Consider the following 24108-nt stretch of genomic DNA (forward strand, 5'->3'; position numbering starts at 1 on the left):
TGTAAACTCCAGCGCTGATCCGCTGGCGAGGATCAGGCTCACTTCGGCTGAGCCGATCGCTGGTTGCGTAGCCACTCGGCGAAGCCCTGGATCATGTCCGACACCTCCGGGCCGAGCGCCTCTGGCGACACGTTGGACAGAGCGCCGACCGCGGCGGTCCAGCGCTGCTGCGCGCTCAGCATCGCTTCCCGGTTGAGGTGGAGGTCGGCGAGCTTGGCCAGTACCCCGAACGTGTCGCCGGCGCGGGCTCGCCCGATAGCGTCGCTGACGACGCCGATCAGTGCGTCGAGGCGGCTGATGACCTCCTCGGCCGCCTCGTCACGTTCGTCGGTGAGGCGCTCGACCTCGTCCCGCTCGTCGTCTTCGACGGCGGTGGTCCGCGCGCCGCTGCCGGCGCCGGGCCAGACGGGTACCGCCTCGCGGAGGCTCATGTCGCTCAGGACGATGGACGACGGCGGGTCCCCGACACTGCAGAGGACGCTGAGCGCGATGAGTTCGCCGTCGATCCCGCGCAGCCGCGACACCACGGAGTTCACGCCCTCATCCACGACCTCCCATCGAGTGTCCGCGAGCGCATCGTCGATCTCGGACGGCAGGTCGGCTATCGCCGCGTAGCGGTCCTCGAGGCTCGACTCGAGGACCGCCGTCACACCATCGAGCTGGTCGCTGGCCTGACGCCACGCCTCGAGTTGCTCGGGGGCGCCTGCGGAGACGCCGTGGAGGGGGCTCGAGACCTCGTCCTCCGCTGCACGGGTCGGGTCGTCGGTCGTCATGCCAGCTCCTCAGCGATTGCCTCCGCGGCATGGACCGTGAGCTTGCCCGACATGAGCTGCGGCAGGAGCGCGTCCCGCGTCGCCGCGAGTGCCTGCTTTTCGTTTCTTACTTGCTCCGCCATCGCTACGAGTGCATCAAGGGTTTCTGCAAGCGGCAGAGCATTCTCATTCGACGGTACGCAGATCTTCATCCTGGCGAGCGAGCCCCGGGGTAGTTCCGTCTGCCCAGTGCTGCCCTCGGCCAGCACCTCGATCTCGCGCTCGAGCCGCAAGAGGGCGAAGCCGGCAAAGGTCGTGTTCACCACAGCGTCGTTGAATCGAACGAGAGTGACGTGGGAATCGACCGTCGCTTCCCGCGCGTATGTCCACCGACCAACACGACCTAGCGAACCCATACCGGTGGAGTTGATGAGAACATCACCCGGCGACAGAAGCTTCTCCGACTTTACTCTCGCGGGATCGGTCCACCGCGCCGGCCCTAGGTCGACCCTCTGCCCACGGACGCAGCGCTGGCCAAGAACCATCGTCGCATCCGACCCTCCGTCGACATAGCTCGGCGTGATACCGCGTGTCACAAGGTCTGCCACCTCGGAGATCTCGTACTCACGCGTCTCTGAGCCAAGCGAGCGGACGAACAGCGACATCGCTAGCGCGTCGGCAGTGGCGGCGAGCTTGGTGTTCGCGGCGATCTTGTCGTCCAGCGCGCCCAGCACCTCCGCGATCGCTCGTTGCTCACCTAACGAAGGAAGCGCCAAATCGATCTCCCGAAGAGATGCCAACGGTTGAGCGATCCCAGGCGTCCCAACAGTAGATGCACGCATCATGAGTTCGCGCCGACCTGGACCACGGAAGTAGTACATCAGGAACGCTGGTTCAGCCTTGCTTCTATCGACTGTGAGCTTCATCATGCTCGACGACAGAAGAAACTCGTCGTCGCCAATGAGACCGACTTCCCCGATCGCACCCCGATGTGGAAACACGAGGTCCCCCTCCCTCACCAGCGACCTGGCAAGGCGCCTCGCTGTCTCCGGCGCCACAAAGGTGCCAGAGCGTTGCGGGTGCTTACCGACGCCTATGTCCTGCCCGCGGAGCACGGGAACGCCGGACTCCGTATAGAGTTCCGCTTTCAGCGCTGACCCAAAGGGGCCGATCGCGATAGAGCCTGCCGAGCTCGATGCAAGATCGGCGATCTTGCATCGCCTCTGGCTAGCCACGAACCCTCCCCAGTTGCTCGCGTACGACCTGCTCCAGCCGCGCGGACTCCTCGAACTGCGCGAACAGCTCCGCCGTCAGCCGCTCGATCTTCTCCTCGATCGGCTCACCGTCGTCCTCCACCTCGGGGGCACCGACGTACCGCCCGGGCGCGAGCGCGTATCCGGCCTCCTTGATCTCCGACAGCGTCGCCGAGTAGCAGAACCCGGGCACGTCCTCGTAGGACGCCCCCGAAGCGGACGGTGCCCCCCGCCACGCGTGGAACGTCCCAGCGATCCGGGCGATGTCCTCGTCGGAGAGCTCCCGCTCAGCCCGCGTCACCATGTGCCCCAGGTTCCGCGCGTCGATGAACAGGACCTGCCCGGTTCGATCGACCGACCCAGAGGCACCCGCAGCCTTGGACTTCGCGAAGAACCACACGCACACCGGGATGCCTGTCGATCTGAATAGCTGCGTCGGCAACGCCACCATGCACGAGACGAGGTCAACCTCCACGAGCGCCGCCCGGATCTCCCCCTCACCCACGGAGTTCGAGGACATCGATCCGTTCGCCATCACCACGCCCGCCGACCCGCCCGGCGCGAGCTTCGACAGGATGTGCTGGATCCACGCGTAGTTGGCGTTCCCGGCGGGCGGGACGCCGAACTTCCAGCGCGCGTCCTCGGCGTTCCGCGCCCAGTCCTTGATGTTGAACGGCGGGTTCGCCATCACGAAGTCCATCTGGACGTCGGGGTGGACGTCGCGCGCGAACGTGTCGCCCCACCGCGGCCCGAGCTGCGCCGTCAGCCCGTGCACGGCGAGGTTCATCTTCGCCATGCGCCACGTGCGCTCGTTCAGCTCCTGGCCGTAGACGCTGATCGCCTGCGGGTCCTCGCCATGCCGTTCGATGAACTTCTCCGCCTGCACGAACATCCCGCCGGACCCGCAGCACGGGTCGTACACGCGCCCGCGATACGGCTCGAGCACCTCGACGAGCACCCGCACCACGCCGGGCGGCGTGTAGAACTCGCCGCCCCGTTTCCCCTCGGCCGCGGCGAATTTTCCCAGGAAGTACTCGTAGACCTCGCCGAGCACGTCGCGCGCCTTCCGGGCGCCGTCGCCCGTGAACCGAGCCGAGTTGAACAGGTCGATCAGCTCGCCGAGGCGACGCTGGTCGACGTTCTCCTTGTTGAAGATCTGCGGCAGCGTCGTCGCGAGCGCGGGGTTCGTCCCCATGATCAGGACCATCGCCTCGTCGACCAGCTCGCCGATCGTCGCCTGCCCCTCGGGATCGCCGGCGGGGCGCCCCTTCGCGTGCTGCGCCAGGTACCCCCAGCGCGCCCGAGGCGGCACCCAGAAGACACCGGCGGCGCGGTACTCGTCGACCTCCTCGAGCAACGGCCCTGCCTGCTCCTCGCCGATGCCGTCCGCCGCGAGCTCCGCTGCGATCACCGCCCGACGCTCGTCGAACGCGTCCGACACATACTTCAGGAACACCAGGCCCAGGATCACGTCCTTGTATTGGCTCGCGTCCATCGAGCCGCGCAACTTGTCGGCGGCCTTCCAGAGCGTGTCCTTGAGCTCCTTCATCGTCGTCGCTGCGGTCGGCAACGCCTCGGCTCGCTTACGCCTCGGTGGCATCGGGTCTCCTCGTGGGATGGTGGGTGGAACTACGGAACGGGACTGACGGCGTCGTCGGCGGCCTCGTCTGGCGTCAGCATGACGGCGCCGTCCGACACGCCGGTCAGGAGCGCCGCCTCGAGGGCGTCGAGCGTGGCGAGGCGGGCACGCGTCGTCTCGCGACGAGTACGCACCGCCGCCAGTGCGGCCGTCAGCGGCGCAGCCTGATCGGCGGGCACGAGCGGGACGTCCCACATGCGCCAGCGCTTGGCCCCGGCGGGCAAGGCGCGGATCACACCGGCGATCACCTCGGGCAGAAGGCCGGCCGTCTCGCCGGACAGGCGCAGCACGCGCGACGGTGCGCAGACGACGGACAGGCCCTCGTAGTCCACGAGCGCCATCGGGCGCGGGCTCGTCGTGAAGACGACGTCGCCGGGTTCCGTCAGACGCACCCCTGGGTGGTCGCGCTCCAAGGCGAGGCGGTCGACGGCGCGGCGCGGCGCGGCGTCGTCGGCCAGCTCGGCCGCCCCGATCAGGCGGTACCCGTCCGCGTCGGAGGACGCGACGTCGTCGGGCACGCGATTGCCGGGCACCACCCTCGCGAGTCCCGAGCTCACGAGACTCCCCAGCCGCGCCCTGCTCGACGCTTCCCCGACTCCGGAACCGATGCCCACCGCGAGCTGCTTCTCCTCCGGGGACGCGGTCTCGCGCACGAGCTGGGCGGCCACTGCGGCCGGGTCGGTTGACGCCCTGGTCCCGCCCCGTACGGGTGGTCGCGCCGCGAGCACCAGGTCGCCGGACTGCGCCAAGAGGAAGCGAGTCTGCACGAATTGCGCGAAGCGAAACGTGTGCCGGTGGACGGCGTCCCGCCCCGCGACCGCGGCGAGCACGTCGGTCAGGAGATCGCCGACGACGGCGGAACCCAGCGTCGCAGGCGTCGCCTCCACGTGGCTCACGTCGGCGACGGTGGTCCATCGCTCAGCTGGCGGCGTGCCGTCCTCCGGGTCTGCCAGCACCCAGATCGCCAGATGCTCACGGGCCCGCGACGGCACGAGGCCGGCGGAAAGCCGGATCACGGTGCGGATGCGGTCCGTGCGCAGCAGGTCGGCGCGGCGCAGCTCCGCATGACGTGAGCTGGGAGCGTCCACGAACGCCGAGGCGCGCGCAACCAGCACGGCGCGCTGGCCGGGATGGAGCGACAGGGCGACGTCGTCGGCACGCCGGAGGATCTCCTCGTCGCTGCCCGCACCGGTGAGATCCGTGACGATGATCGCCTGCGCCGGCGTGGCGTCGTCGTCCGCCGCGGCGAGCCGCCAGCCCTGCGCCAGCAGGCGGCGCCGCAGCCGGCGCTCGGCGATGGAGTCGAGCGCTGGCCCGAGCCACGCCCGCGGTTCCTCCAGATCGCCGACCACGTGCTGCACGCGGGCGAGGAGATGGCCGTCACGCGGATGCGGGTCGGCGAGCTCGACGGATGAGCCCGGCTCCCATCCGGCGAGGGCGAGAGCGAGGCGGGCGACGACGTCGACCACCGCGTCGGCAGGCGGCGCCGCGGCGGGGGATCTGCCCAGGATCGTCTCCAGCGCCGTCGGCGCGTCGAACGCCGCATCGGCGAGGATGTCGACGAACGCGGCCGCGACCCCCGCGGACCCGAGCGCCTCGATCTCGCTGAAGCAGCAGGCGTCGTCGGGGTCGACGTCGTCGGCCAGGTCCAGAAGCTCGAGCCGCGTGAGCGCCGCGAGAGTCTCCCCCGTTCGCGCCTTCACGGCGAGCAGCGCCTCGACAGCCGCGGCGAGCGCCTCGTCCGCGACGCCGTCGATGGTGAGCTGGCCGTGCAGGGCGAGGTCGCGGCGGACGTCCGGGTTGTTCCCGTGTGCGGTGGTTTCGAGCCAGTCGGCGACGTCGGACGCGCGGAACTCCAGATCGGTGCCCGGCACGGGGTCCGGGAAGGGTGTCGCCGTGCCGGCGAAACGTCGTCGCCACGTCGTGACGACGGGACGCTGCACCTGCGCGGCGATCGCAATCTGCGACAGCCGCACGACGACGTGGGCCAGCACGTCCGGTGCGGCGGTCGTCGTCATGGCGGCACGGTATCGACCCGCGAGAACCAGCGCGAGGGCTGATTGCTGATTACCGCTCTTATCAGTCCCCGCGCTATCGGGTACGCCTCGACGCCGCCACGCTCCTGCTGTCCGACACCGTCGCGTCCCCCATCTCGTGGACGCCCACCCCGAGGAGGTACCGATGTTCTACATCCGCGAAGTCCGCGTCGATCAGCCAGGGACGCACAACCAGCACGTGGCGGCCGTCCGGTACTCCGGCTCGCCGACGGCGCCGGCTCTCCACTCGGCCACCCGCGAGCAGGTGCACGCCTGGGTCACGGGCGGGGAGCGGTTCCGCACCTACGCCCCCAATGGGGCCTCCGCGGACGTCGTCGCGAGGCGGACCGACTCCGGCACCCGCTACATCACCACGGTGGCCAACGGATGGGAGACGGACAACCTCCTCCGCCTCCCGCGGTACTGAGGCGGCGGCCATGAGCTCCGACCAGGTCGACGCGACCAGCCCTCCGACAGCGCCGCCGGCGGCACTTGGCCCGACGGCGGCGGCCGGGGACGGAGTCGGCAGCGCGACCCTGTTCGGTCCGGCGACCCCTCCGGCGCCACGTCGCCGCTCGCGCCGAGGCCGCACCTTCGCGCTGGCGCTCGTGATCGCCGCGGCCGCGACGGTGTTCCTACTGACGCGCGAGACGTCGACGCGACTCGAGGAGGCGTACGCCGACTGCGCGCTCGAGGACGTTGTGGGGGCCTGGATCAGGGACGACGGCCACTCCCTCGAGCTCGACACCCAGGGCGAGGACGAGCTCGTGGGCGCCGGCTACCTCGACGTCCTCTGCATCACCGTCGCCATCGACGTGCCGTACAGCGTGCTGTCCGAGATCGGTGCCACCCGCGCGCTCGACGGCCGCCTCACCCAGACGTGGGACGGCTTCACCGCTTCGTGGTCCTACCACCCCGCGAGCGGCATGTCGCTCCTCATCACCGAGCAGTGACCTACCTCTGAGTGAAGGAGAGATCGATGACCTACCCGCCGTCGGGCCCGCCCGACTCCCAGCCCGAGTACGGCTCACCGCAGGTGACGACCTCGGCCCCGGCCGGGTCCCGCACATCGCGCCGCGCGCTCGTCTGGACGCTGTCCGTGATCGCCGGCCTGATCGTCGTGTTCGGCGGGGCGGCGATCGCGACGAGCGGTGGGGACGACCCGCAGGCCGCGCCGCCGCCCGTCGTCGACACGTCCGACCCGACGCCGGAGGAGACGAACGACGTCGACGACGCGGCGTCGTCGTCCGCCCCCGAGCCGACGCCCTCGCCGGATCCGACGACGCCGCCCCCGCCTCCCGAGCCGGAACCCGCCACGCAGGAGCCGGAAGAGCCGGCCCTCACGATGAGCCAGCAGAACGCCGTGCGGACGGCCGAGAGCTACCTGGACTTCACTGCATTCTCCCGCACGGGTCTCATCGACCAGCTGGAGTTCGAGGGCTACTCCGTGGAGGACGCGACGTTCGCGGTGGACAGCCTCACGGTGGACTGGAACGAGCAGGCTGCGGCCAGCGCGCAGAGCTACCTGGACTTCACGTCGTTCTCGCGCCAGGGCCTGATCGACCAGCTGATCTTCGAGGGCTTCACCCCGGAGCAGGCGGAGTACGGCGTGACGGCCGTCGGGTACTGACCCGCGAGCGCTGTGAAACGCCCAGCGGTGCCATGCACCGCTGGGCGTTTCACGGAGGCGCGCGTCAGCGCCCCAGGAGCACGAGCACGCCGTACACGAGCGCCGCGCCGAGCAGCGTCCCCACGACGAGCCCACCCCACGCGACGGAGCGCCGCACGCGCGAGGCGCGTGGCGCCGTCGTCGGCCCCGAAGCCCCCGGACGCGTGGCGCCGTCGCTCACGACCCCTCCTCCGTGACCCGCGTGAGGAACGCTAGCGTCGCGTCGAGGGTCTCCCGAGCCTCGGGCCGCCGGAAGTCGAACTGGTACTCGTGCCCGAGCCCGGCGTCCTCCCAGAACACCGTCGACACGTCCACGTCGGAGCCGTCCAGCGCGGCCGCGAGCTCCTGCGCCTGCGGTTCGAACGGGTCCGCATCACCGACCGCGAGCAGCGTGGCGGGGTACGCCCCGGTGACCTGCTGCGTCGTCGAGAGCTGGTCGATCGCCGGGAACATCCACCAGTCGCGGTGGCCGGTGTAGGACCACAGGAACGTCCGCAGCCCCGGGAATCCCGTGCTCCCGACCGTGTCCATGTCGTACAGCCCGCAGAAAAGGATCGCGCCGCGCAGCTCGTCCGGCCCGAGGGCGGGCGTCACACCCATCTCGTCGGCGAGTGCGGGAGACGTCTCGACGGCGGCCACCTGGCTCGCGATCTGCGCCCCGGCGGAGTCACCGCCGACGACGACGCGGCTCGCGTCCCCGCCGTACGTCGCCGCGTTCTCGCGCAGGTACGTCAGCGCGGCCTCCGCCTGCAGCACCGGCGCCGGGTACCGAACCTCCGGCGCCAACGAGTACTCGAGGCTCGCGACCACATAGCCGGCGTCGGCCAGCACCGTCGTGTACCCCGCGAGCGCCGCCGGCGAACCCGAGATGAAGCCGCCGCCGTGGATCCACAGCACGACGGGGAGGTCGGCGCCCGCCTCGGCGTCCCGCGGGGCGTAGACGTCGAGGCGGGCGTCCGGCGCACCGTCCACCGGAACCGGGATCGCGAGATGCGTCGACACCGTGTCGCGCTCGATCGGCACCCCCGGCCCGGCGATCACGGCGTCGCCGCGTTCGAACACACCGCGCGCGATCGCCACACCCGGCTGCACGCTCACCTGGTACACGAGCAGCGGCACACCCACGGCGACCGCGAGCACGACCGCGGCGATCGCCGCCACGCGCCAGCGGCGACGACGGCGGGACGGACCCGTCGCGCCGTCGTCGCCGGCGGCGCGGTCGACCGTATCCATCCCGCGATCCAAGCACGCCCCTGCCAGGGAAGACCCTCGGCGGGCCCCAGCGGAGACCGCAGAGAATCTCTCGCGATAGCGCAGAAATCCTCTCGCGGTCGCGCAGAGAACCTCTCGCGGTCGCGCAGAGAACCTCTCGCGAAGGGGTGGGGGTCAGGCGGAGGCCGGCGGCTCCCCGAAGTCCGGGACGTCGAGCCGCTCGCCGCCCGCGAGTGCGGACTGGTACGCCACGATGCCCGGAGCAGTGAACCGCGCGGACAGCCACGCGTTCACCGGCGGCACCGTGCCCGTGACGACGGACCGCACGAAGTCGTCCGCGAGGTAGTGGTGCGAGCCCTCGTGCCCGTTCGGGGCGCCGTCGTACGTGCGCGGCAGCCGGGACCGGTCGTGCACCCGGGCGCTGCCGGACGTGAAGCTCTCCAGCAACGCCGGGTCGAGCCCCTCCGTCACGGAGTCGGCCGACAGCTGGACCTCGTTGGTGTGGAAGAGGTCGGAGATGTCGTGGTACTCGCCGTCGGCGCGCGACGTGTAGTGCGCCCCCTTGGACCCCTGCTCCATGACGAGGTCGGTGCCGTAGAACCGGAACCGGGACTCGTGCACGCCGCCGTAGTGGCCGACCCGCCGGAACTCGTTGGTACGCATGACTCCGCCGTCGGCGAGCTCGAACAGCGCCGACATGTTCGAGAACGAGTTGTCGAACATCGACACGTCGCGGTCGAAGACGCCGTCGCCGCGGTCGTCCTCGATGCCGATGCACGACACGGAGGTCGCGTACGTCGGGATCGCGCCGAGCACGCCGCCGATCGCGTGCGTCGGGTAGAGCATCGGCGGGTAGCTCGCCGTCGACTTCCAGTTCTCGCCGCCCGAGTACTGGTAGGCGGCGTAGAACCCGTGGTCCATGTCGTGGACGTAGTCGCCCTCGGAGTAGAACACGCGGCCGAGCTCGCCCCGGCGGTTCCGGTCCCGCACGTACACCGTGGCCGGGTTGTAGTAGCTCGTCTCGCCCATCATGTAGGTGAGGCCGGTCTCGGTGACCAGCTCGATGATCCGCTCGATCTCCGTGAGATCGACGGCCATCGGCACGGCCGAGTACACGTGCTTGCCGGCCTCCAGCGCCTGCACCACGAGCGGCCCGTGCGTCCAGCGCTGCGTGAGGATCGCGACGGCGTCGACGTCGGAGGAGAGCATCTCCTCGTACGAGTCCACGACGGTGGCGCCCTCGAACCGCGCCGCGAGCTCCTTGGCGCGCTCCGGGATCACGTCCGTGACGGCGAGACGCGACACGTTCGGGTGCAGGTTCCACAGCGTCGCGAAGCTGCCGGCGAACTGCCCGGCGCCGACGATGCCGATCGAGAACGACCCGGCGCCCGGGTCGAGGGGAGCCGTCGGCTCCGGGGGAAGAAGGCTCACGCGTCAGGTGCCTCTCTGCGGTGGTGTGTTCGGGGACGACGACGGCGGCGCGCCGGTCGCACGACACGTAGCCTTTCGAGCCCTCACCGGACGGTCAAACTCGGCGCAGCATACGGACCGCTGGCGACCGGCTCCGCGGGGCAGACGAGCGGTGCCCGACGCAGCTCAGATCTCCGGTTCGCCCGGGCCGAGCCCGTACATCCGCCGGGTCAGGTGCCCGACGTCGCGGTCGAGCGCGTCGATTCGTGCGTTCATCTCGACGCGCAGGCTGTCGAACCGGATATCGAGCTTCGCATCGAGCGCCTCGATCCGGTCGTTCGTGCGTCCCGTCTCCGTCCGCAGGATCCGCACGAACGTCGTCGACAGGATCGTCATCATGCCGAACAAGAGCGTGGTGAAGACACCCAGCATCGTCCACACCTGCGCCTCGGTCATCGTCAGCACCTCCCCATCATCGCCGCAGCGTGGCCACGGTGCCAGGGTTCGCTCGACGGCGTCCGCGGGCTGTGGATGTCTGGCTCGCCATCGCGCCCAGCCGGCGCCGGGGACAACCGGGACGTCGCGGGCTATGCGACTGTGCGAGACATCTCCCCGCGCCGTCACGCGACGAGGGGCGGCCCGCCGTCCGCCGCCCGGTCCGGCCGGCGCAGCGCGTCGGCGTACGCCGCGGCGAGCCGTTCGACGGCGTCGGGGACGACGGCGGCCGGCACGGTGAGCGGGAGGCGGAGCCTTCCGGCGTGGGTGCCGTCGGTGGTGAAACGCGCGCCCGGCACGAGGGCGAGCCCGTGCCGCTCTGCCGCGATCGTCAGCGCGCCGGAGAGCCGCTGCGGCAGCTCGACCCACAGCGCCAGGCCGCCTCGCGGCAGGGGCACGCGCCAGTCGGGCAGCCGGGCCCCGAGCTCGGCGTGCCAGGCGTCCCTGGTCGCGCGCAGCTCGCCCCGGCGCTCCGCGAGGATCGGGCCGGGATCGGTGAGGAACTCCACGCCGACGAGCTGGTCCAGCGCCGACGACCCCAGCTCCAGCGACACCCGCGCCTCGAGCAGACGGTCCCGCAGCCCGACCGGAGCCCGGAGCCAGCCGACGCGCACGCCACCCCACAGCGGCTTCGACAGGCTCCCGAGGGAGACGGTGTTCTCGTCGCCGGCGTCGAACGCCCCGAACGGCGGCGGCATCGGTGCGGCGTCGGAGGCACCGCCCTCGGCGAGGTCGAGTTCGACGAGGCACTCGTCGACGACGGCGAGCGTCCGGTTCGCGCGCAGCGTCGCCGCGATCGCCTCACGCTGCGGCGCGGACATGAGCATGCCGGTCGGGTTGTGGAAGTCGGGCACGAGGTAGGCGAGGCGCGGGGCGCTCTGGCGTAGGGCCGCCGCGAACGTCGGCGGGTGCCACCCGTCGGGTCCCACCGGCACCCCCACCACCCGCGCACCGGCCCCGCGCAGCGCGCCGAGGGAGTTGGGGTACGTGGGCGACTCGACGAGCGCCCGGTCACCGGCCCCGAGCACCGCGTGGGCGACGACGGCGATCGCCGCCAACGCTCCGGGCGTCACGATGATCTGGTCGGGGTCGGTCGGCAGGCCGCGCGCCGCGTACCGCGCCGCGACCAGCTCCCGGAGACGCGGCGCCCCGAGCGGTGAGTAGCCGTTCGTCCGGAGCACCGCCGGAAGGCCCTCGAGCGCCCTCGCGACCAGGGCGGCCGTGCCCGGCGAGGCGACCGACGCCGCGGCGGTGAGGTCGAGCACGTCGTCCTCGCGCGGGAGCAGCACGGTCGACGCGATCCGGCCCGTGCCCGGCAGCGTGACGGTCGTACCGGAGCCACGCCGCGCCGTCGCCCAGCCGGAGGCGACGAGCTCGGCGTAGGCGCGCGCCGTCGTCGTCCGGCTCGTGCCGAGCGACGCCGCCAGGTCGCGTTCGCCGGGCAGCCGGGTACCCGGGGAGACCCGCCCGTCGACGACGAGGACCCGGACGGCGTCGGCGAGCGCCGCGTAGGCCGGCCGGTCGACCGGCATGCCACCGAGCAGATCGGTCAGCCTCGCAGCGGAGATGGCACCAGCGCGCACCGGTCCAGTGTGGCTGAAGTGGCTATCGATAACCAGGCCAATCGCGCCTCAGACTAGGGCCGTGACGACAGAGGCCCGCGCCGACCCCCACCCCGCTCCCGGCTCGAGGGCCGCGACGCTCGGCCCCATCGACCAGCTGCGAGCCGGACGTCTCGGACGCCGCCTGACACAGCTCGTCGCCGGGCTCCTCCTGTACGGCTTCTCGATGGCGATGCTCGTGGAGTCCGGCCTCGGCCTCGACCCGTGGGACGTCCTCCACGAGGGCATCGCCCTGCGCATCCCGCTGACGTTCGGCCAGGTGACGATCGCCGTCGGCGTCCTCGTGCTGCTCGCCTGGATCCCTCTTCGGCAGAAGCCCGGCATCGGGACGGTGCTCAATGTGATCCTCATCGGGCTCGCGGCCGACGCGGGGATCGCGCTGCTCCCGCGGCCCGACGCGCTCGGCGGGCAGGTCGCCCTGCTGGTCGGCGGGATCGTGCTCAACGGGCTCGCCGGGGCGCTCTACGTCGGGACCCATCTCGGGACGGGACCGCGCGACGGGCTGTGGGTCGGGCTCGCGCGCCGCACCGGGCGCAGCCAGCGGCTCGTCCGGACGGTCATCGAGGTCTCCGTGCTCGCCGTCGGGTTCGCGCTCGGCGGCACGGTCGGCGTCGGCACGGTGCTGTACGCCGTCTCCATCGGGCCGCTCGTCCAGCTCTTCATGCCGTGGGTCGCGGTACGGCTACGTTCTGACGATGGAGTCCACGAGCACTGACCAGCTCCCGGAGCGCAGCCGCGCCGTCGCTCGAGCGCTTGCCGACGCCGGCGTGCCGGGCCGGGTGCGCCTCCTCGCCGACTCGGCGCGGACCGCAGCGGCCGCCGCCGAGGCGCTCGGCTGCGAGGTCGGCGCGATCGCGAACAGCCTCGTCTTCACCGCCGACGACGGCCCGGTGCTGCTGCTGACCTCCGGCGCCCACCGGGTCGACCTGCCGGCCGCCGCGGCGCGTCTCGGCGTCACCGGCCTGCGCCGCGCCACCCCGGACGAGGTGCGGGCCGCGACGGGCCAGGCGATCGGCGGCGTGGCACCGGTCGGACACCCGGCACCGGTGCGCACCGGCGTCGACGTGGCGCTCGCTGCCTACCCCGAGGTGTGGGCGGCGGGCGGCCACCCGCACACCGTCTTCCCGACGACGTTCGACGAGCTCGTCCGGATCACGGGCGGGACCCCGATCTCCGTCGTCGGCTGACACCCTCGCAGCTCCGTAGCGGGTGGAACCGCCGCCCCGCCCGACTCGTTCATCCCTCAGGAGCGGGCCGCATCGCCCGACGACGACAGGAGCACGACCATGGGATTCCTCGACAAGCTCTTCGGCCGCACGGAGTCCTACGGCCCCGCCGCGACGCCGCGCCAGGTCACGCAGCAGGGTCCGCCGATGACGCCCGACGAGCGCGCCGTCGAGCGGTACCGCTACCTCCTGCGCACGGCCCCGCCGGACCAGGTCGAGCAGGCGCACGCCGAGGCGTTCGCCCGGCTCACCCCGGCCCAACGGCAGCAGGTGCAGGCGGAGCTCGGCGCCGCCGTCGGCCCCGCCGAGCGGCCCACCACCGACGCGCCTGACGAGCTCGCCCGCTCCGCGACGCGCGCGGAGATGCGCGAGCCCGGCACGCTCGAGCGCACGTTCGGCGGGCAGCGCGGCGGCTACGGCGGGTTCGGCGCCGCTCTCGGCGGGAGCCTGCTCGGCACTGTCGCGGGCGTCGTCATCGGATCGGCCGTGGCGCAGGCGCTGTTCGGGCCGGCGTTCGCGGATCCGACGGCGGAGTCACCGACGGACAGCGAGTCCGGTGGCGAGTCCGGCGGCGACGCCGGGGGTGACGCGGGAGCGGACGCTGGCGGTGACGCGGGCGCCGATGCCGGCGGTGACTACGGCGCGACTGACGCCGGCGCTGCCGACGTTGGCGGCGGAGGCTTCTTCGGCGGCGACTTCGGCGGTGGGTTCGACGGAGGCGGGTTCGACGGCGGGGGCGGGTTCGACGGCGGCTTCTGACCCGCCCGCACCGACCGCGTGGTTGTTCCTCTCCGCCGCAGGCTCGAGAGACACACCGCACAGTCGAGTGCCTGCCCCTTTCCCGACCGTGTGGTTGGTCCCACGAACTCGCACGCCCGCGGGACCAACCACACGGTCGACCCCTGGCTAGAAGAACGCGTAAGTGGTAACTTACGCGTCATGCTCGCCACCGACCCCTGGACGGCCCTCGCGGACCCCACCCGGCGCGGGATCCTCGCCCGGGTCCTGGCGCGTCCGACGTCGGTCACCGACCTCGCGCGCGACGTGCCCGTGAGCCGCCCGGCGGTCTCGCAGCACCTCCAGGTGCTCCTCGAGGCGCGCCTCGTCGAGGTGCGGCCCCAGGGTCGGCAGCGCATCTACTCGGCCCGGCTCGACGGGCTCGCGGATCTGCGCCACGAGCTCGAGCAGTTCTGGACCCAGGCCCTCGCCACCTTCAAGCAGGTGGCCGAGAGCACGTACGCCAGCCAGGAGGAAACGCCATGACCACCACCGACCAGACGACCTCGGTCCAGCTGGACCTCGTCGTCGACGTCCCGCAGGACCACGCGTTCCGCGTGTTCACCGAGGAGTTCGACCAGATCAAGCCGCGCACCTACAACCTGCTCGCGAGCGACATCGCCGAGACGGTGTTCGAGCCTCGCGTCGGCGGGCACGTCTACGACCGAGCAGTCGACGGCGCCGTGTGCCGCTGGGCGCGGGTCCTCGCGTTCGATCCGCCCGAGCGTTTCGTCATCACCTGGGACATCAGCGCCACGTGGCAGCTGGAGACTGACCTCGCGCGGACGAGCGAGGTGGAGGTCCGGTTCGTCCCGCTGGGAACCGAGCAGACCCGGGTCGAGCTGGAGCACCGCCACATCGACCGGCACGGCGACGGCTGGGAGGGCTACCGGGGCGCGCTCGAGGGGGACGACGCCTGGCCGCTGTTCCTCGAACGCTTCCGGGCCCTCACCGTCCCGAGCTAGACCCTCAGCCCTCCCGGAGCCAGACCGCCATCGTCGAGGCCCCGCGGTTGTTCCACGAGTAGTACGGCACGGCCGTGAGCTCGACGTCGCGGCGCGGGGCGCGGGCCTCCGAGTAGAGCACTGCGTCGTCCGCGCTGCCGCGGGTCTCGACGGACGCCGGCCCGACGAGCACGGGCACGACCTCCGACGCCGGCAGCACGGGTTCGAGCGCGGAGTCGCCGAGGACCACGGCGTGCACGGGGGCCTCGACGTCGACACCCTCGACGCAGTACACGAACGGGCCGTAGGCGAGCGCGGTGCGGCCGGCGTCGGCGGCGACATGGGTGCTGGCGTACAGGCGCCGGACCTCGACGTCGAACGCGACGTCGACCCTGTCGCCGTCGGCCCACTCGCGGCGCAGGGTCACGTACCCGTCCTCCCCCACGACGGCGTCCGTCGCCTCGCCGTTGACGCTGACGGCCGTCCCGCGGGCCCACGACGGCGCGCGCAGCAGCAGCGACCACACGGCCGGCGCCGAGCTCGACACGGTCAGCGCGACGTCTCCCCCTGCCGGGGACGAACTCGACTGCCGCAACCGCACGTCCGCGCCACCGAGGCGGCGTGCCACGGTGGAGCCGACGTAGAGGTCGACGGCGAGCGAGTCGGCGCTGGCCGCGTAGACATAGGACCCGAGCGACGCCTCGAGGCGCGCCAGGTTGGGCGGGCAGCACGCGCAGTCGAACCAGTCCCGCCGGACAGCCGAGCCGTCGCTGGCGAGCGGGTTCTCGTAGAAGAACTTCTGACCGTCGGCGCTCACGCCGGCGATGACGCCGTTGTAGAGCGCCCGCTCCAGCACGTCCACGTACTGCGCACTGCCGGACAGCGAGGCCATGCGCCGAGCCCAGAACACGAGCCCGATCGCCGCGCAGGTCTCCGCGTACGCACAGTCGTTCGGGAGCACGTAGTCCCGCGTGAACCCCTCGTTGTGCCGCGAGTCGCCGATGCCGCCCGTGACGTACATGCGCTTCGTGGTCAGGTGCGTCCACAGCGTCTCGCACGCGCCGCGCAGCCCCTCGTCGCCGGTCTCGGCCGCGAGATCGGCCATCGCCGAGTACAGGTACATCGCCCGGACGGCGTGCCCGACGGCCTGGCTCTGCTCGCGCACCGGGGCGTGCGACTGGTTGTACTCCAGGAACTCCTGCCGCCGGTCGCCGCGCTGCGGGAACATCGCGCCGAAGAACCCGGCGGTCCCCCGCTGCTCCTGCTCGACGTCGAAGTAGTGCGGCGTCGTGCCGCGCGCGTCGACGAACGCGAGCGCGAGGTCGAGGTAGCGGCGCTCGCCCGTGGTCCGGTAGAGCCGCACGAGGGCGAGCTCCACCTCCTCGTGGCCGCAGTAGCCACCCTCGTGGGCGCCGCCGGGGCCGAACTCGCTCACGAGCAGGTCGGCGTACCGCGCCACGACGTCGAGCAGCGTGGTCTTCCCCGTCGACTCGTGGTGCGCGACGCCGGCCTCGATGAGGTGCCCGGCGGCGTACAGCTCGTGCGCGTCGCGCAGGTCGGTGAACCGCTCCCCCGGCGCCACCACTGTGAAGTACGCATTGAGGTACCCGTCCTCCTGCTGGGCACCGGCCAGAGCGGCGACGACGCCGTCCACCTTGGCCTCGAGCGCGGCGTCGGGATGCGTGCCGAGCACGTAGCTCGCCGCCTCGAGCCACTTGGCGATGTCGCTCTCCCAGAACGGGTGGGGCCGCGGCTCGTCCGAACCGGGCGTCCAGGTGAGCGCGAGCGAGCCGATCCGGCCCGTCGCGACGAGCTGGTCGTACTGCGCGTCCAGCGTCGTGGCGCGCAGCTGCTGCTGGCGCGGTCCCCAGAAGGCGTCCTCGACGACGACGTCCCGCACGTTCACGGGGTGGCGGCGGGTGGTGGTCGGGTTCAGCGTGTGGGTCATGCGTCCTCTTCGATCTCGCGGTTGGACGGCGTCGGTGGCGTCGGCCGGTGCGGACAATGGCAACCAGCGTGCCACGGCTGGGGACTCGATCGTTCAGGCCGTGCGCCGGCCCGGCCGCGGCGGCAGGGTGGGCGCATGGCCACCCTCCACGACGTCGTCATCGACTGCCACCACCCCGCCTCGCTGGCCCGGTTCTGGGCCGAGGCGCTCGACGGGTACCGCATCGCGGCGTACGACGACGACGAGATCGCGCGCCTCGCAGCCGCGGGGATCGACGACGTCGAGGACGACCCGACGGTGCTGCTCGAACGGGCCGACGGCGGTTCCCCGCGCGTCTGGTTCCAGAAGGTCCCCGAGCCCAAGACCGTGAAGAACCGGGTGCACCTCGACCTGTCGGCCACCGACCCGGACGCCGAGGTCGCGCGACTGGTCGGACTCGGCGCCCGCGTCGTCGTCGACCGCGGCGAGCTCGTGGTGATGGCCGACCCCGAGGGCGACGAATTCTGCCTCCTGCGCTGACAGCGCGGTTGCCGGCCTCCTCCCGCGGGTCGAGACTCGCCCCCATGGACAGCTCCGACTACGAGGCGTGGCGCGACGACTACGCATGGCTGTTCGGCGGCGTCGCGCTCGTCGTCTACATCGCCTTCGCGATCGTCATGCTGATCGCGTACATCCGGATCATCCAGAAGGCCGGCTACTCCGGCTGGTGGGTGCTCATCGCGTTGGTGCCGATCGTGAACCTCGTGATGTTCCTCGTGTTCGCGTTCTCGCGGTGGCCGGTGCTCCGCGAGCTGGACGCCCTCCGCGCAGGAAGCCCGCCACCGCTGTAGCCGTCAGTGCTGTGGGTCGAACTGGCTCACGGTGAACGTGGCGCCCTGGGGGTCGCGGACGACGGCGTCGTGCGCCCAGTCGCTGTCCTCCGTGTGAAGCGCGACAGCACCCAGGCGCTCGGCCGTCGCGACACTCGCGTCCCGGTCCGCGACGGCGAACACCACGTGCCACGACGCGGGCACGGCCGGTGACGTGGGCGACTGCCAGCCGAACGCGTCCGCGAACCCTGTCGGGACCGACACCTCCGCCTGCCGCTCGGCGATCCCCGGGTCGATCGTCGCGGCGAGGTGGGCGCCGTAGCCCGGCACCCGGATCATGACGCCGAAGCCGACGTCGTCGAACTCCCAGCCGAACAGGTCGGTGTAGAAGGTCGCGGCATCGGCGACGTCGGTCGCCAGGTTCGAGAAGTTCCACGCCCCCGGCTCGTTCGCGACCTGGGCGCCGCGCCTGCGGCCGGCCTGCCAGAGGCGGATCTCGGTGCCCTCAGGGTCGGCGACGGCTGCCCCGACACCGGCATCGCCTGCCGCCGACGCCGGCGACAGGATCCGCCCGCCCAGCTCGACGGCCCGCGCCGCGGTGGCGGCGGCGTCGTCGACCGCGACGTACGTGTTCCAGCGCGCCGGCCCGTCGCTGCGAGGCGCCAGACCCGCGACGTCTCGACCGCCCAGCCGGGCGATGACGTACGGGGCCGGCGCCTCGGGTGGAGTCGCGACCTCGAACGTCCACCCGAGCATCTCGCCGTAGAACGCCTGGGCGGCGGCGAGATCCGGCGCCTCCAGGTCGATCCACGACGTGACTCCGGCAGGGTAGGTGCGCTCCGTCATGTGCCCTCCTCAGGGATCTCGAGCTCGGCCCCGAGACGCTCGAGCACCGTGTCGATCGGGTTGAGGTACGTGAGGCCCTGGCCGTTCGAGCCGCCGGTCGTGGAACCCGCGAACAGCAGCCCGACGGCGGCCATGCCGCTCCGCAGGTAGACGAGCGAACCGGAGTCGCCGCCGTCGGAGAACGACTCCTCGCCCTCGCCCTCGACCTCGATCTGCCCCGAGAACGAGAGCGTGCCGAGCCCTTCGCCGTAGTCCACGAGGAGGTCGTCCACCTCGATCGCCGTGACCCGGCCGCGGGTGACTCCGGTGGTGCGCCCGATCTTCTCGACCCCCTCGCCGCCCTCGACCTCGGACGTGCCGGTCAGCGTGCCGCCGGGGTAGGCCGGGTCGACGTCGTCCGGGGCGTCGAGCGACGCGAGAGCCGCGTCCACCTCGGCCTCCTCGCCCGCGACGAGCGGGACGAGGTGCGCGAGCGCGCCGATCCGGTCCGCGGGATCGCTGCCGCCGTCGAACGGGCCGGGCTGCAGCACCGCGTCACCCGGCTGCCCGCTCGACCCCACGAGCACGTGGTGGTTCGAGAGAACGTGCCGCGCGCCGTCGTACGTGACGAACGCCCCGAGCGTGCCGGCCGTGACGTCGACGTGCGCGATCGAGAGCCCCGGGCGCAGCGGGCGCACCCGTCCGGTCTCGCCCGTGGCCTGGGCCTGCGGCACCGGCCAGCGCATGCCGGACGTCGCCGTGCGCAGCGGGCGGATCCGGCCGGTGCGGCGCACGTCGACCCCCTCGGCACCGAGCTCGTCGGTGATCCGCCGGGCGACCATCCGCGCCGTCGGCGTCCCGAGCCGCGGGCGCACCGCCAGCGCGAACGACCCGTCCGCCCGGGGCGCGAGCCCCAGCGCCACGCCCACGGAGCGCGGCCCGGCCGGTTCCGTGGGCACCCCGCCGAGCCGGGGCGCCGCCGCCGTGCCATGCCGCGCGAGCAGCTCCCCGATCCGAGCCGCCGCCTCGTGCTTCGCCTCACGCGCTCCCGCGCGGTCCCAGTTCGTCATCGCGCCTCCCTGCCCCCAGTGTGGTGACTCCCTCCGACACCGGCGCGCGGTGAGCGTCCACCGCGTCACCCGCCCCGCGGCCGAACCTCCCCGACCACCCGGACCTCGACGGGCACCCCCGCCACGACGTCCGGGATGTGGTCGGCGAGATCCGCGGACCGGACGCGGACGACGACGCCGAACCCGCCCTCGTCGCGGCGCGCGACGCCGATCGCCGCGACACCTGGCAGATCATGAAGGCCGCGGCGCAGCGTCGCCTTCGCGGTGCGAGCCGCGGCGCGACTCGCCCGGGGTGGGCCGTCGCGCTCCTGCCCCGTCATGCTCAACGACACTACGCCGACGACGGCGCCCGGGTCGGCTGGGCCTGGGGGCTCCCGCGACGCCTACCGGGCCGACGCCGTCAGCCCACCAACCGGAACCGGGCGCCCGCCAGGCGCGTGTACCCGTCGGCGGTGCGCACCTCGATCCGCACGAAGCCGTCGGCGCCGGCGGCGAAGGGGTAGGTCCCCAGCACGTTCCACGCGCGCGGCGCCACCTGCTGGTCGACGACGAACTCCTCCTCGCCGTCGGCGTGGTGCACCACGTAGACGGCGGAGCGCGACGTCTCCGCGTTCGAGGGATACCAGATCGCCACCTCGTACTGCCCGGCGACGGCGATCTCCGGCCGCCACGTGCCCGTGCCGCCGGCCACGTCGAGCGGGCTGTACAGCGAGTTGAGCCCGTCCGGACCGGGCAGGCCGCTCACGAGCCACGTCCCGGACCTGTCGAACCGTGGGAAGAAGTCGTTGTTGGTGAGCTGGATCGTGTTCGGGTCGACGACGAGCACCGAGTCCTGCACGCGCACGCCGTCACCGATCCGCGCCGAGAAGTACGACCGCGTCCCGGGCGCGATCGTGGCCGACGACGGCACCGTGATCGTCTGCTCGGCCTCGCCCCGCGCCGGCAGGTCGAACGCGAGCGTGGTGACCGGCAGCGTCCAGCCCGGGTTCGCGGCGAGCGTGATCGTCCTGCTCTGCGCGACAGGGCCGCGGTTGAGCACGTGGACCGCCAGCGTGATCGAGTCGCCCGGGCTCACCGTCTCCGGCGCGGCCGTGAGCGACAGGATCCGGATGGGTTCGACGACGGCGACGCTCGCCTCGCCGATCACCGCGTCACCCGCCCCGGACGTCAGCCCGGCCGTGATCGCCGTCGTCGCCACGGGCGCGTCCTGCGGCACAGCGACGGAGAACGCCCAGGTGACGGTCCCGCCGGCGGGCAGCACCGTCGGGTTGCCCGGATCCGCCGTCGGCACCCATCCGTCGGGGACGCCGAGGGCGAGGGCCACGTCCTCCCACGGCTCGTCGGCCGCCGAGCGCACCCGGACGGTGACGGCGAGCGTGTCGCCGGGCGACGCCGTCGGCGACACCTCCACCTGACCGAACGCGCCGACGCCGTCCGGCGCCACGCCGGTGATCAGCGGCGGGAACGCGAGCGTGCGCTCGGGGCTCACGCCTGCCGTGGTCTCCACGCTGTAGCGCACGACGGCGGTGGTCCCCTCGAGCGGGATCGTCCACTCGTTCGGGTACGGCTTGTCGGCGATCACCTGCTCCGCGCCGTCGTCGACCCTGTAGCGCAGCGTCGCCGGATCCGTCGAGGAGCTCTGGACGTAGGCGTCGGCGCCGGAGCCGTCCGGGCGGGCCAGCAGCATGCCCCGCACGATCCCGGTCTGGGTGCCGTCGACGTCGTCGCTCGCCCAGCTCGACGCCGACCGGTCCTGCGCCTCGGGCAACCGGTGCCACGGCGCGGGTCGGCCGGCGCCGCGGATCACGACGGCGGCCAGCCCGCGCCCGGGGACCTCGACGTCGAGGCGACCGTTGCGGATCCGCACGGGACGCCGTCGGCCGTCACCGCCGACGATCTCGACGTCGTAACGTCCGCTGCGCCGGATGCCGGTCAGCTCGGCGTCGAACGAGACCGTCACGCGCGACGCCGTCGTCGACTCGTTCGTCAGCGAGAGGTACAGGGAGTCGTTCCCGACGCCGGTGAGCCAGTTGATCTGCGGGTCGTCGACGCTGACGGACCCCGCCGGCAGGTACGGCCACACGCCGTCCTCGCCGTAGAAGCGGCCCGGCGCGTGCCCGTACGTCGAGTACTTGAAGTAGACGAAGTCGCACTCGAGCTCGCGCGGGAACGAGATCTCGCCGTCGGAGCGCACCTCGTGCTCCGAGAACAGGTAGTCGATCGCCAGGCCCATCTGCGCCGGAGCGTGGTGGAAGTAGAGGCACGTCAGTCCGGGCGGCCCGACGAGCGGGAAGTCCGGCTCCAGCTGCCACGCCACGAACTGGCGGTAGTAGTAGCCGGGGTAGCTCGTGAACCTGCCCACCACCATGTTGTGCGCGACGTCGGCGATGAAGGAGTCGCCGACGGCGTGCGCCAGGCGGAGCAGGAACGGCGCCCAGATGGGGTTCATCACGAACCCGCCGCCCGGGTTGGGCAGGTCGTCCTTGCTCTTGTAGGTCGTGAGCTGCTCGAACGTGAGCCCGGTGGTCGAGACCTCCCAGGCGGGGACGACGTCGTCGTCGAAGTCGTCGTTCGGGTAGTCGGGCATCACGTGCCCGTCCCAGTCGTCGAACTGGTCGTCGATGTGGTCGCCGAACGGGACACGGATCCGCCCGCCTGGCACCTTGCGGGCCATGGTCTGCGTGACGAACCTCTTCGCCTCGCGGTGCGCCGCCTCCAGGAGGTCCTGCTCGCCGGTGAGCTCGTGGAGCACGAAGAGCTCGAGCCAGGCCTTCGAGTACGTGAAGCCGAACGACCCCTCGGGACCGTTCCGCGTGTACGGGACGTCGATCTCGGTGCGCGCGTAGTGCCGGGCGCGCGCGAGGGCCTCCGCCAGCCACGCCTCGTCGCCGGTGATCCGGTACGCCTGGATCGGCGTGCTCATCGGGGTGCGGGTGTCGCGGAAGGGCGGGTTCGCGATCGTGCCCATGGCCAGCTCGAACAGGCCGGCGTTCTGCCCGCGGGTCTGCTGGTACAGCGGGACGAGGGTCGACGCGTCGCCGGACACACCGCCGAGCCCCCACGACGTGATGCTCGCGTCGCCGTAGACGTCGTGGCCGACGATCGGCGTCGTCCCGTGGTTCCGCCGCGAGACGTGGTACTCGATCATCGGCCGCGCACGGCGGGCGTACACGTCCCCTCCGTCGCCGGGCGCGCATAGCAGGTACTGCGCGGAGAGCATGATGCCGGCGACGGCGGTGCGCACCGACTGGTCGTTCTCGACGTCGACGAAGCCCTTGGCGCGGTTCCACCACCCGGAGAACGACGGCACGAACGCCTCGGAGTCGTCGGCGTCGGGGTCGATCGTCACGAGGTCGAGCAGGTTGTGGGCCGTCTGGGTGAGCGACGTCCCGCGCACGTTCTGCCGGTACGCCGTCAGGCCGAGGTCCTCCCGGCAGACGTCGACGTACGCGTCGTACAGCGATCCCGCGTGGGCGACGACGCCGAACGCGTAGCCGCGGCTCTCGCCGGCGGCGAGCAGGCTGCGGCGGCCGGCGTGCGGCGCGTACGCGACGGGCTGGACGTCGGCGCTGTCGTTGCGCAGGCTCATCCCGAACGGCTGGCCGTTCGGCCCGAGCTCGCGCTCGTGCTCGTACTCGATGACGTCGGCGGGCACGTGCACCCCCAGCGTCGCCGTGGTCCCGGCGATCGTGCGCTGCGTGAGCGCCATCGGGGCGAACAGCTCCCACGAGGCGAGCGCGGCCGGGCTGCCGACGGCGCGCGCGTGCTGGAGGGCGCCGCACAGCACCTCCTCCACCTCGTCGAACGGGGCGACGTCGACGGCCTGGTAGCCGACGATGTAGTGCCGCGCCGGACCCGCGGTGAGCACGTGGTGCAGCTCGGGCCGGCCGGACGACAGGTCCCACCGGACCACGAGGTCGAACTCGCCCTCGTGAGCGCCGCGCAGCTCGACGGTGCGGTCGTCGAGCTGGTGCAGGGAGTCGAACGCGACCCACCGCGGCTGCGCGGAGCTGTAGTAGAAGAACGCGTCCGCGGGCTCCTCGGACGTCAGCACGACCCACTGCTCGTCGAACCTGCCCTCGACCGACGTGACGGGCAGCCACCCGGCGTCGGTGCGCACCTCGAGGTCCCGCACGTACGTCCGCCCACCGGTCCACGTCGCCTCGTGGAACGTGACGCGGTGCCGCGGCCCCGTGATCGTCGCCGCCTCCCGGAACGCGAGGTCGGGCTTCTCCAGCCGACGCAACGCGTCAGCGGGCGGCCCGTCGGCGCTGGGCTCCGGACCGGAGGGTGCGGCCGACGCCGGCGCGGCGCCGAGCACCGGCGGGAGCACCGCCGAGCCCACGAGCATCGCGACGACCGAGCGACGCGAGATACCTGCATTCCCCACCTGCGATGTGACGTCGTTGTCCATATTACGC

24 protein-coding genes are annotated in these 24108 nt (G+C 72.2%); 10 read left to right on the top strand and 14 right to left on the bottom strand.

The window, feature by feature from the left end; all coding sequences use genetic code 11:
* Positions 1-38: 38 nt before the first annotated feature.
* Genes BCAV_RS19710 through BCAV_RS19725 form a run of 4 tightly spaced genes read right to left on the bottom strand, consistent with a single transcriptional unit; the run spans position 39 to position 5662 of the window.
* Positions 39-773 carry a hypothetical protein gene (locus BCAV_RS19710; RefSeq protein ID WP_015884391.1) on the bottom strand — a complete coding sequence of 245 codons (735 nt, stop codon included), beginning with the start codon at positions 771-773 and terminating at the stop codon, positions 39-41.
* A complete protein-coding gene (locus tag BCAV_RS21885; protein WP_015884392.1) occupies positions 770-1987 on the bottom strand; it encodes a restriction endonuclease subunit S in 1218 nt (405 codons plus the stop codon). The genes BCAV_RS19710 and BCAV_RS21885 overlap by 4 nt, the downstream gene beginning before the upstream one ends.
* Positions 1980-3605 carry a class I SAM-dependent DNA methyltransferase gene (locus BCAV_RS19720; protein WP_015884393.1) on the bottom strand — a complete coding sequence of 542 codons (1626 nt, stop codon included), beginning with the start codon at positions 3603-3605 and terminating at the stop codon, positions 1980-1982. Before BCAV_RS19720 ends, BCAV_RS21885 begins: the two co-directional genes overlap by 8 nt.
* 29 nt (positions 3606-3634) lie before the next feature.
* The gene (locus tag BCAV_RS19725; protein ID WP_015884394.1) at positions 3635-5662 is read right to left on the bottom strand and encodes a hypothetical protein; all 2028 of its coding nucleotides are present in this window, start codon (positions 5660-5662) and stop codon (positions 3635-3637) included.
* A gap of 163 nt (positions 5663-5825) precedes the next feature.
* Between BCAV_RS19725 and BCAV_RS19730 the strand changes: the two genes are divergently transcribed.
* The 3 genes from BCAV_RS19730 to BCAV_RS23255 are packed head-to-tail and all read left to right on the top strand — an operon-like array spanning position 5826 to position 7310.
* Complete coding sequence (locus BCAV_RS19730) at positions 5826-6107, top strand: DUF3892 domain-containing protein (protein WP_015884395.1); 282 nt, start codon at positions 5826-5828, stop codon at positions 6105-6107.
* A gap of 10 nt (positions 6108-6117) precedes the next feature.
* Positions 6118-6633: a hypothetical protein gene (locus tag BCAV_RS21890; RefSeq protein ID WP_015884396.1), complete on the top strand. Its 516-nt coding sequence runs from the start codon at positions 6118-6120 to the stop codon at positions 6631-6633.
* A 26-nt stretch (positions 6634-6659) separates the two neighbouring features.
* Positions 6660-7310, top strand: coding sequence for an Ltp family lipoprotein (locus BCAV_RS23255; protein ID WP_015884397.1), 651 nt, complete (start codon positions 6660-6662; stop codon positions 7308-7310).
* Between the two features lie 64 nt (positions 7311-7374).
* Here BCAV_RS23255 and BCAV_RS23080 read toward each other — a convergent pair whose 3' ends face one another.
* The 5 genes from BCAV_RS23080 to yczR all read right to left on the bottom strand — a co-directional run bounded on the left by BCAV_RS23080 (position 7375) and on the right by yczR (position 12049).
* Positions 7375-7530, bottom strand: coding sequence for a hypothetical protein (locus BCAV_RS23080; RefSeq protein ID WP_015884398.1), 156 nt, complete (start codon positions 7528-7530; stop codon positions 7375-7377).
* Entirely contained in the window at positions 7527-8582 is a 1056-nt protein-coding gene (locus BCAV_RS19745) for an alpha/beta hydrolase (RefSeq protein ID WP_015884399.1), read from the bottom strand. Before BCAV_RS19745 ends, BCAV_RS23080 begins: the two co-directional genes overlap by 4 nt.
* A gap of 153 nt (positions 8583-8735) precedes the next feature.
* The gene (locus BCAV_RS19750) at positions 8736-9992 is read right to left on the bottom strand and encodes a Gfo/Idh/MocA family protein (protein WP_015884400.1); all 1257 of its coding nucleotides are present in this window, start codon (positions 9990-9992) and stop codon (positions 8736-8738) included.
* Between the two features lie 165 nt (positions 9993-10157).
* Entirely contained in the window at positions 10158-10427 is a 270-nt protein-coding gene (locus BCAV_RS19755) for a hypothetical protein (RefSeq protein ID WP_015884401.1), read from the bottom strand.
* Positions 10428-10591: 164 nt separating this feature from the next.
* Positions 10592-12049: a MocR-like transcription factor YczR gene (gene yczR, locus BCAV_RS19760; protein WP_043347601.1), complete on the bottom strand. Its 1458-nt coding sequence runs from the start codon at positions 12047-12049 to the stop codon at positions 10592-10594.
* On the opposite strand from yczR, the gene yczE reads away from it, so the two are divergent.
* From yczE to BCAV_RS19785, 5 genes are all read left to right on the top strand, one after another.
* Positions 12033-12803, top strand: coding sequence for a membrane protein YczE (yczE, locus tag BCAV_RS19765; RefSeq protein WP_015884403.1), 771 nt, complete (start codon positions 12033-12035; stop codon positions 12801-12803). The two genes, yczR and yczE, sit on opposite strands and share 17 nt — an antisense overlap.
* Positions 12784-13275, top strand: a complete 492-nt coding sequence (locus BCAV_RS19770) for a YbaK/EbsC family protein (RefSeq protein ID WP_015884404.1) — start codon at positions 12784-12786, stop codon at positions 13273-13275. The genes yczE and BCAV_RS19770 overlap by 20 nt, the downstream gene beginning before the upstream one ends.
* A gap of 99 nt (positions 13276-13374) precedes the next feature.
* Positions 13375-14073, top strand: a complete 699-nt coding sequence (locus tag BCAV_RS19775; RefSeq protein WP_015884405.1) for a hypothetical protein — start codon at positions 13375-13377, stop codon at positions 14071-14073.
* A gap of 180 nt (positions 14074-14253) precedes the next feature.
* Positions 14254-14577: an ArsR/SmtB family transcription factor gene (locus BCAV_RS19780; protein ID WP_015884406.1), complete on the top strand. Its 324-nt coding sequence runs from the start codon at positions 14254-14256 to the stop codon at positions 14575-14577.
* The gene (locus BCAV_RS19785; RefSeq protein WP_015884407.1) at positions 14574-15056 is read left to right on the top strand and encodes an SRPBCC family protein; all 483 of its coding nucleotides are present in this window, start codon (positions 14574-14576) and stop codon (positions 15054-15056) included. Before BCAV_RS19780 ends, BCAV_RS19785 begins: the two co-directional genes overlap by 4 nt.
* 4 nt (positions 15057-15060) lie before the next feature.
* Here BCAV_RS19785 and BCAV_RS19790 read toward each other — a convergent pair whose 3' ends face one another.
* A complete protein-coding gene (locus tag BCAV_RS19790) occupies positions 15061-16983 on the bottom strand; it encodes a glycoside hydrolase family 127 protein (protein WP_015884408.1) in 1923 nt (640 codons plus the stop codon).
* Between the two features lie 135 nt (positions 16984-17118).
* On the opposite strand from BCAV_RS19790, the gene BCAV_RS19795 reads away from it, so the two are divergent.
* Positions 17119-17502: a VOC family protein gene (locus BCAV_RS19795; protein WP_015884409.1), complete on the top strand. Its 384-nt coding sequence runs from the start codon at positions 17119-17121 to the stop codon at positions 17500-17502.
* Between the two features lie 44 nt (positions 17503-17546).
* Complete coding sequence (locus BCAV_RS19800) at positions 17547-17813, top strand: DUF805 domain-containing protein (protein ID WP_015884410.1); 267 nt, start codon at positions 17547-17549, stop codon at positions 17811-17813.
* Between the two features lie 3 nt (positions 17814-17816).
* On the opposite strand, the gene BCAV_RS19805 is transcribed toward BCAV_RS19800, so the two are convergent.
* The 4 genes from BCAV_RS19805 to BCAV_RS19820 form a co-directional block, all read right to left on the bottom strand.
* Complete coding sequence (locus tag BCAV_RS19805; protein ID WP_015884411.1) at positions 17817-18638, bottom strand: VOC family protein; 822 nt, start codon at positions 18636-18638, stop codon at positions 17817-17819.
* Positions 18635-19687 (bottom strand): chymotrypsin family serine protease, encoded by a 1053-nt coding sequence (locus tag BCAV_RS19810; protein ID WP_015884412.1) that lies wholly within the window; start codon positions 19685-19687, stop codon positions 18635-18637. The genes BCAV_RS19805 and BCAV_RS19810 overlap by 4 nt, the downstream gene beginning before the upstream one ends.
* Positions 19688-19752: 65 nt before the next feature.
* Positions 19753-20007 (bottom strand): hypothetical protein, encoded by a 255-nt coding sequence (locus BCAV_RS19815; protein ID WP_015884413.1) that lies wholly within the window; start codon positions 20005-20007, stop codon positions 19753-19755.
* 80 nt (positions 20008-20087) lie between these two features.
* Complete coding sequence (locus BCAV_RS19820) at positions 20088-24101, bottom strand: golvesin C-terminal-like domain-containing protein (RefSeq protein ID WP_043347607.1); 4014 nt, start codon at positions 24099-24101, stop codon at positions 20088-20090.
* Positions 24102-24108 lie beyond the last annotated feature (7 nt).

It is taken from the genome of Beutenbergia cavernae DSM 12333 (assembly GCF_000023105.1).
Taxonomy (GTDB): domain Bacteria; phylum Actinomycetota; class Actinomycetes; order Actinomycetales; family Beutenbergiaceae; genus Beutenbergia; species Beutenbergia cavernae.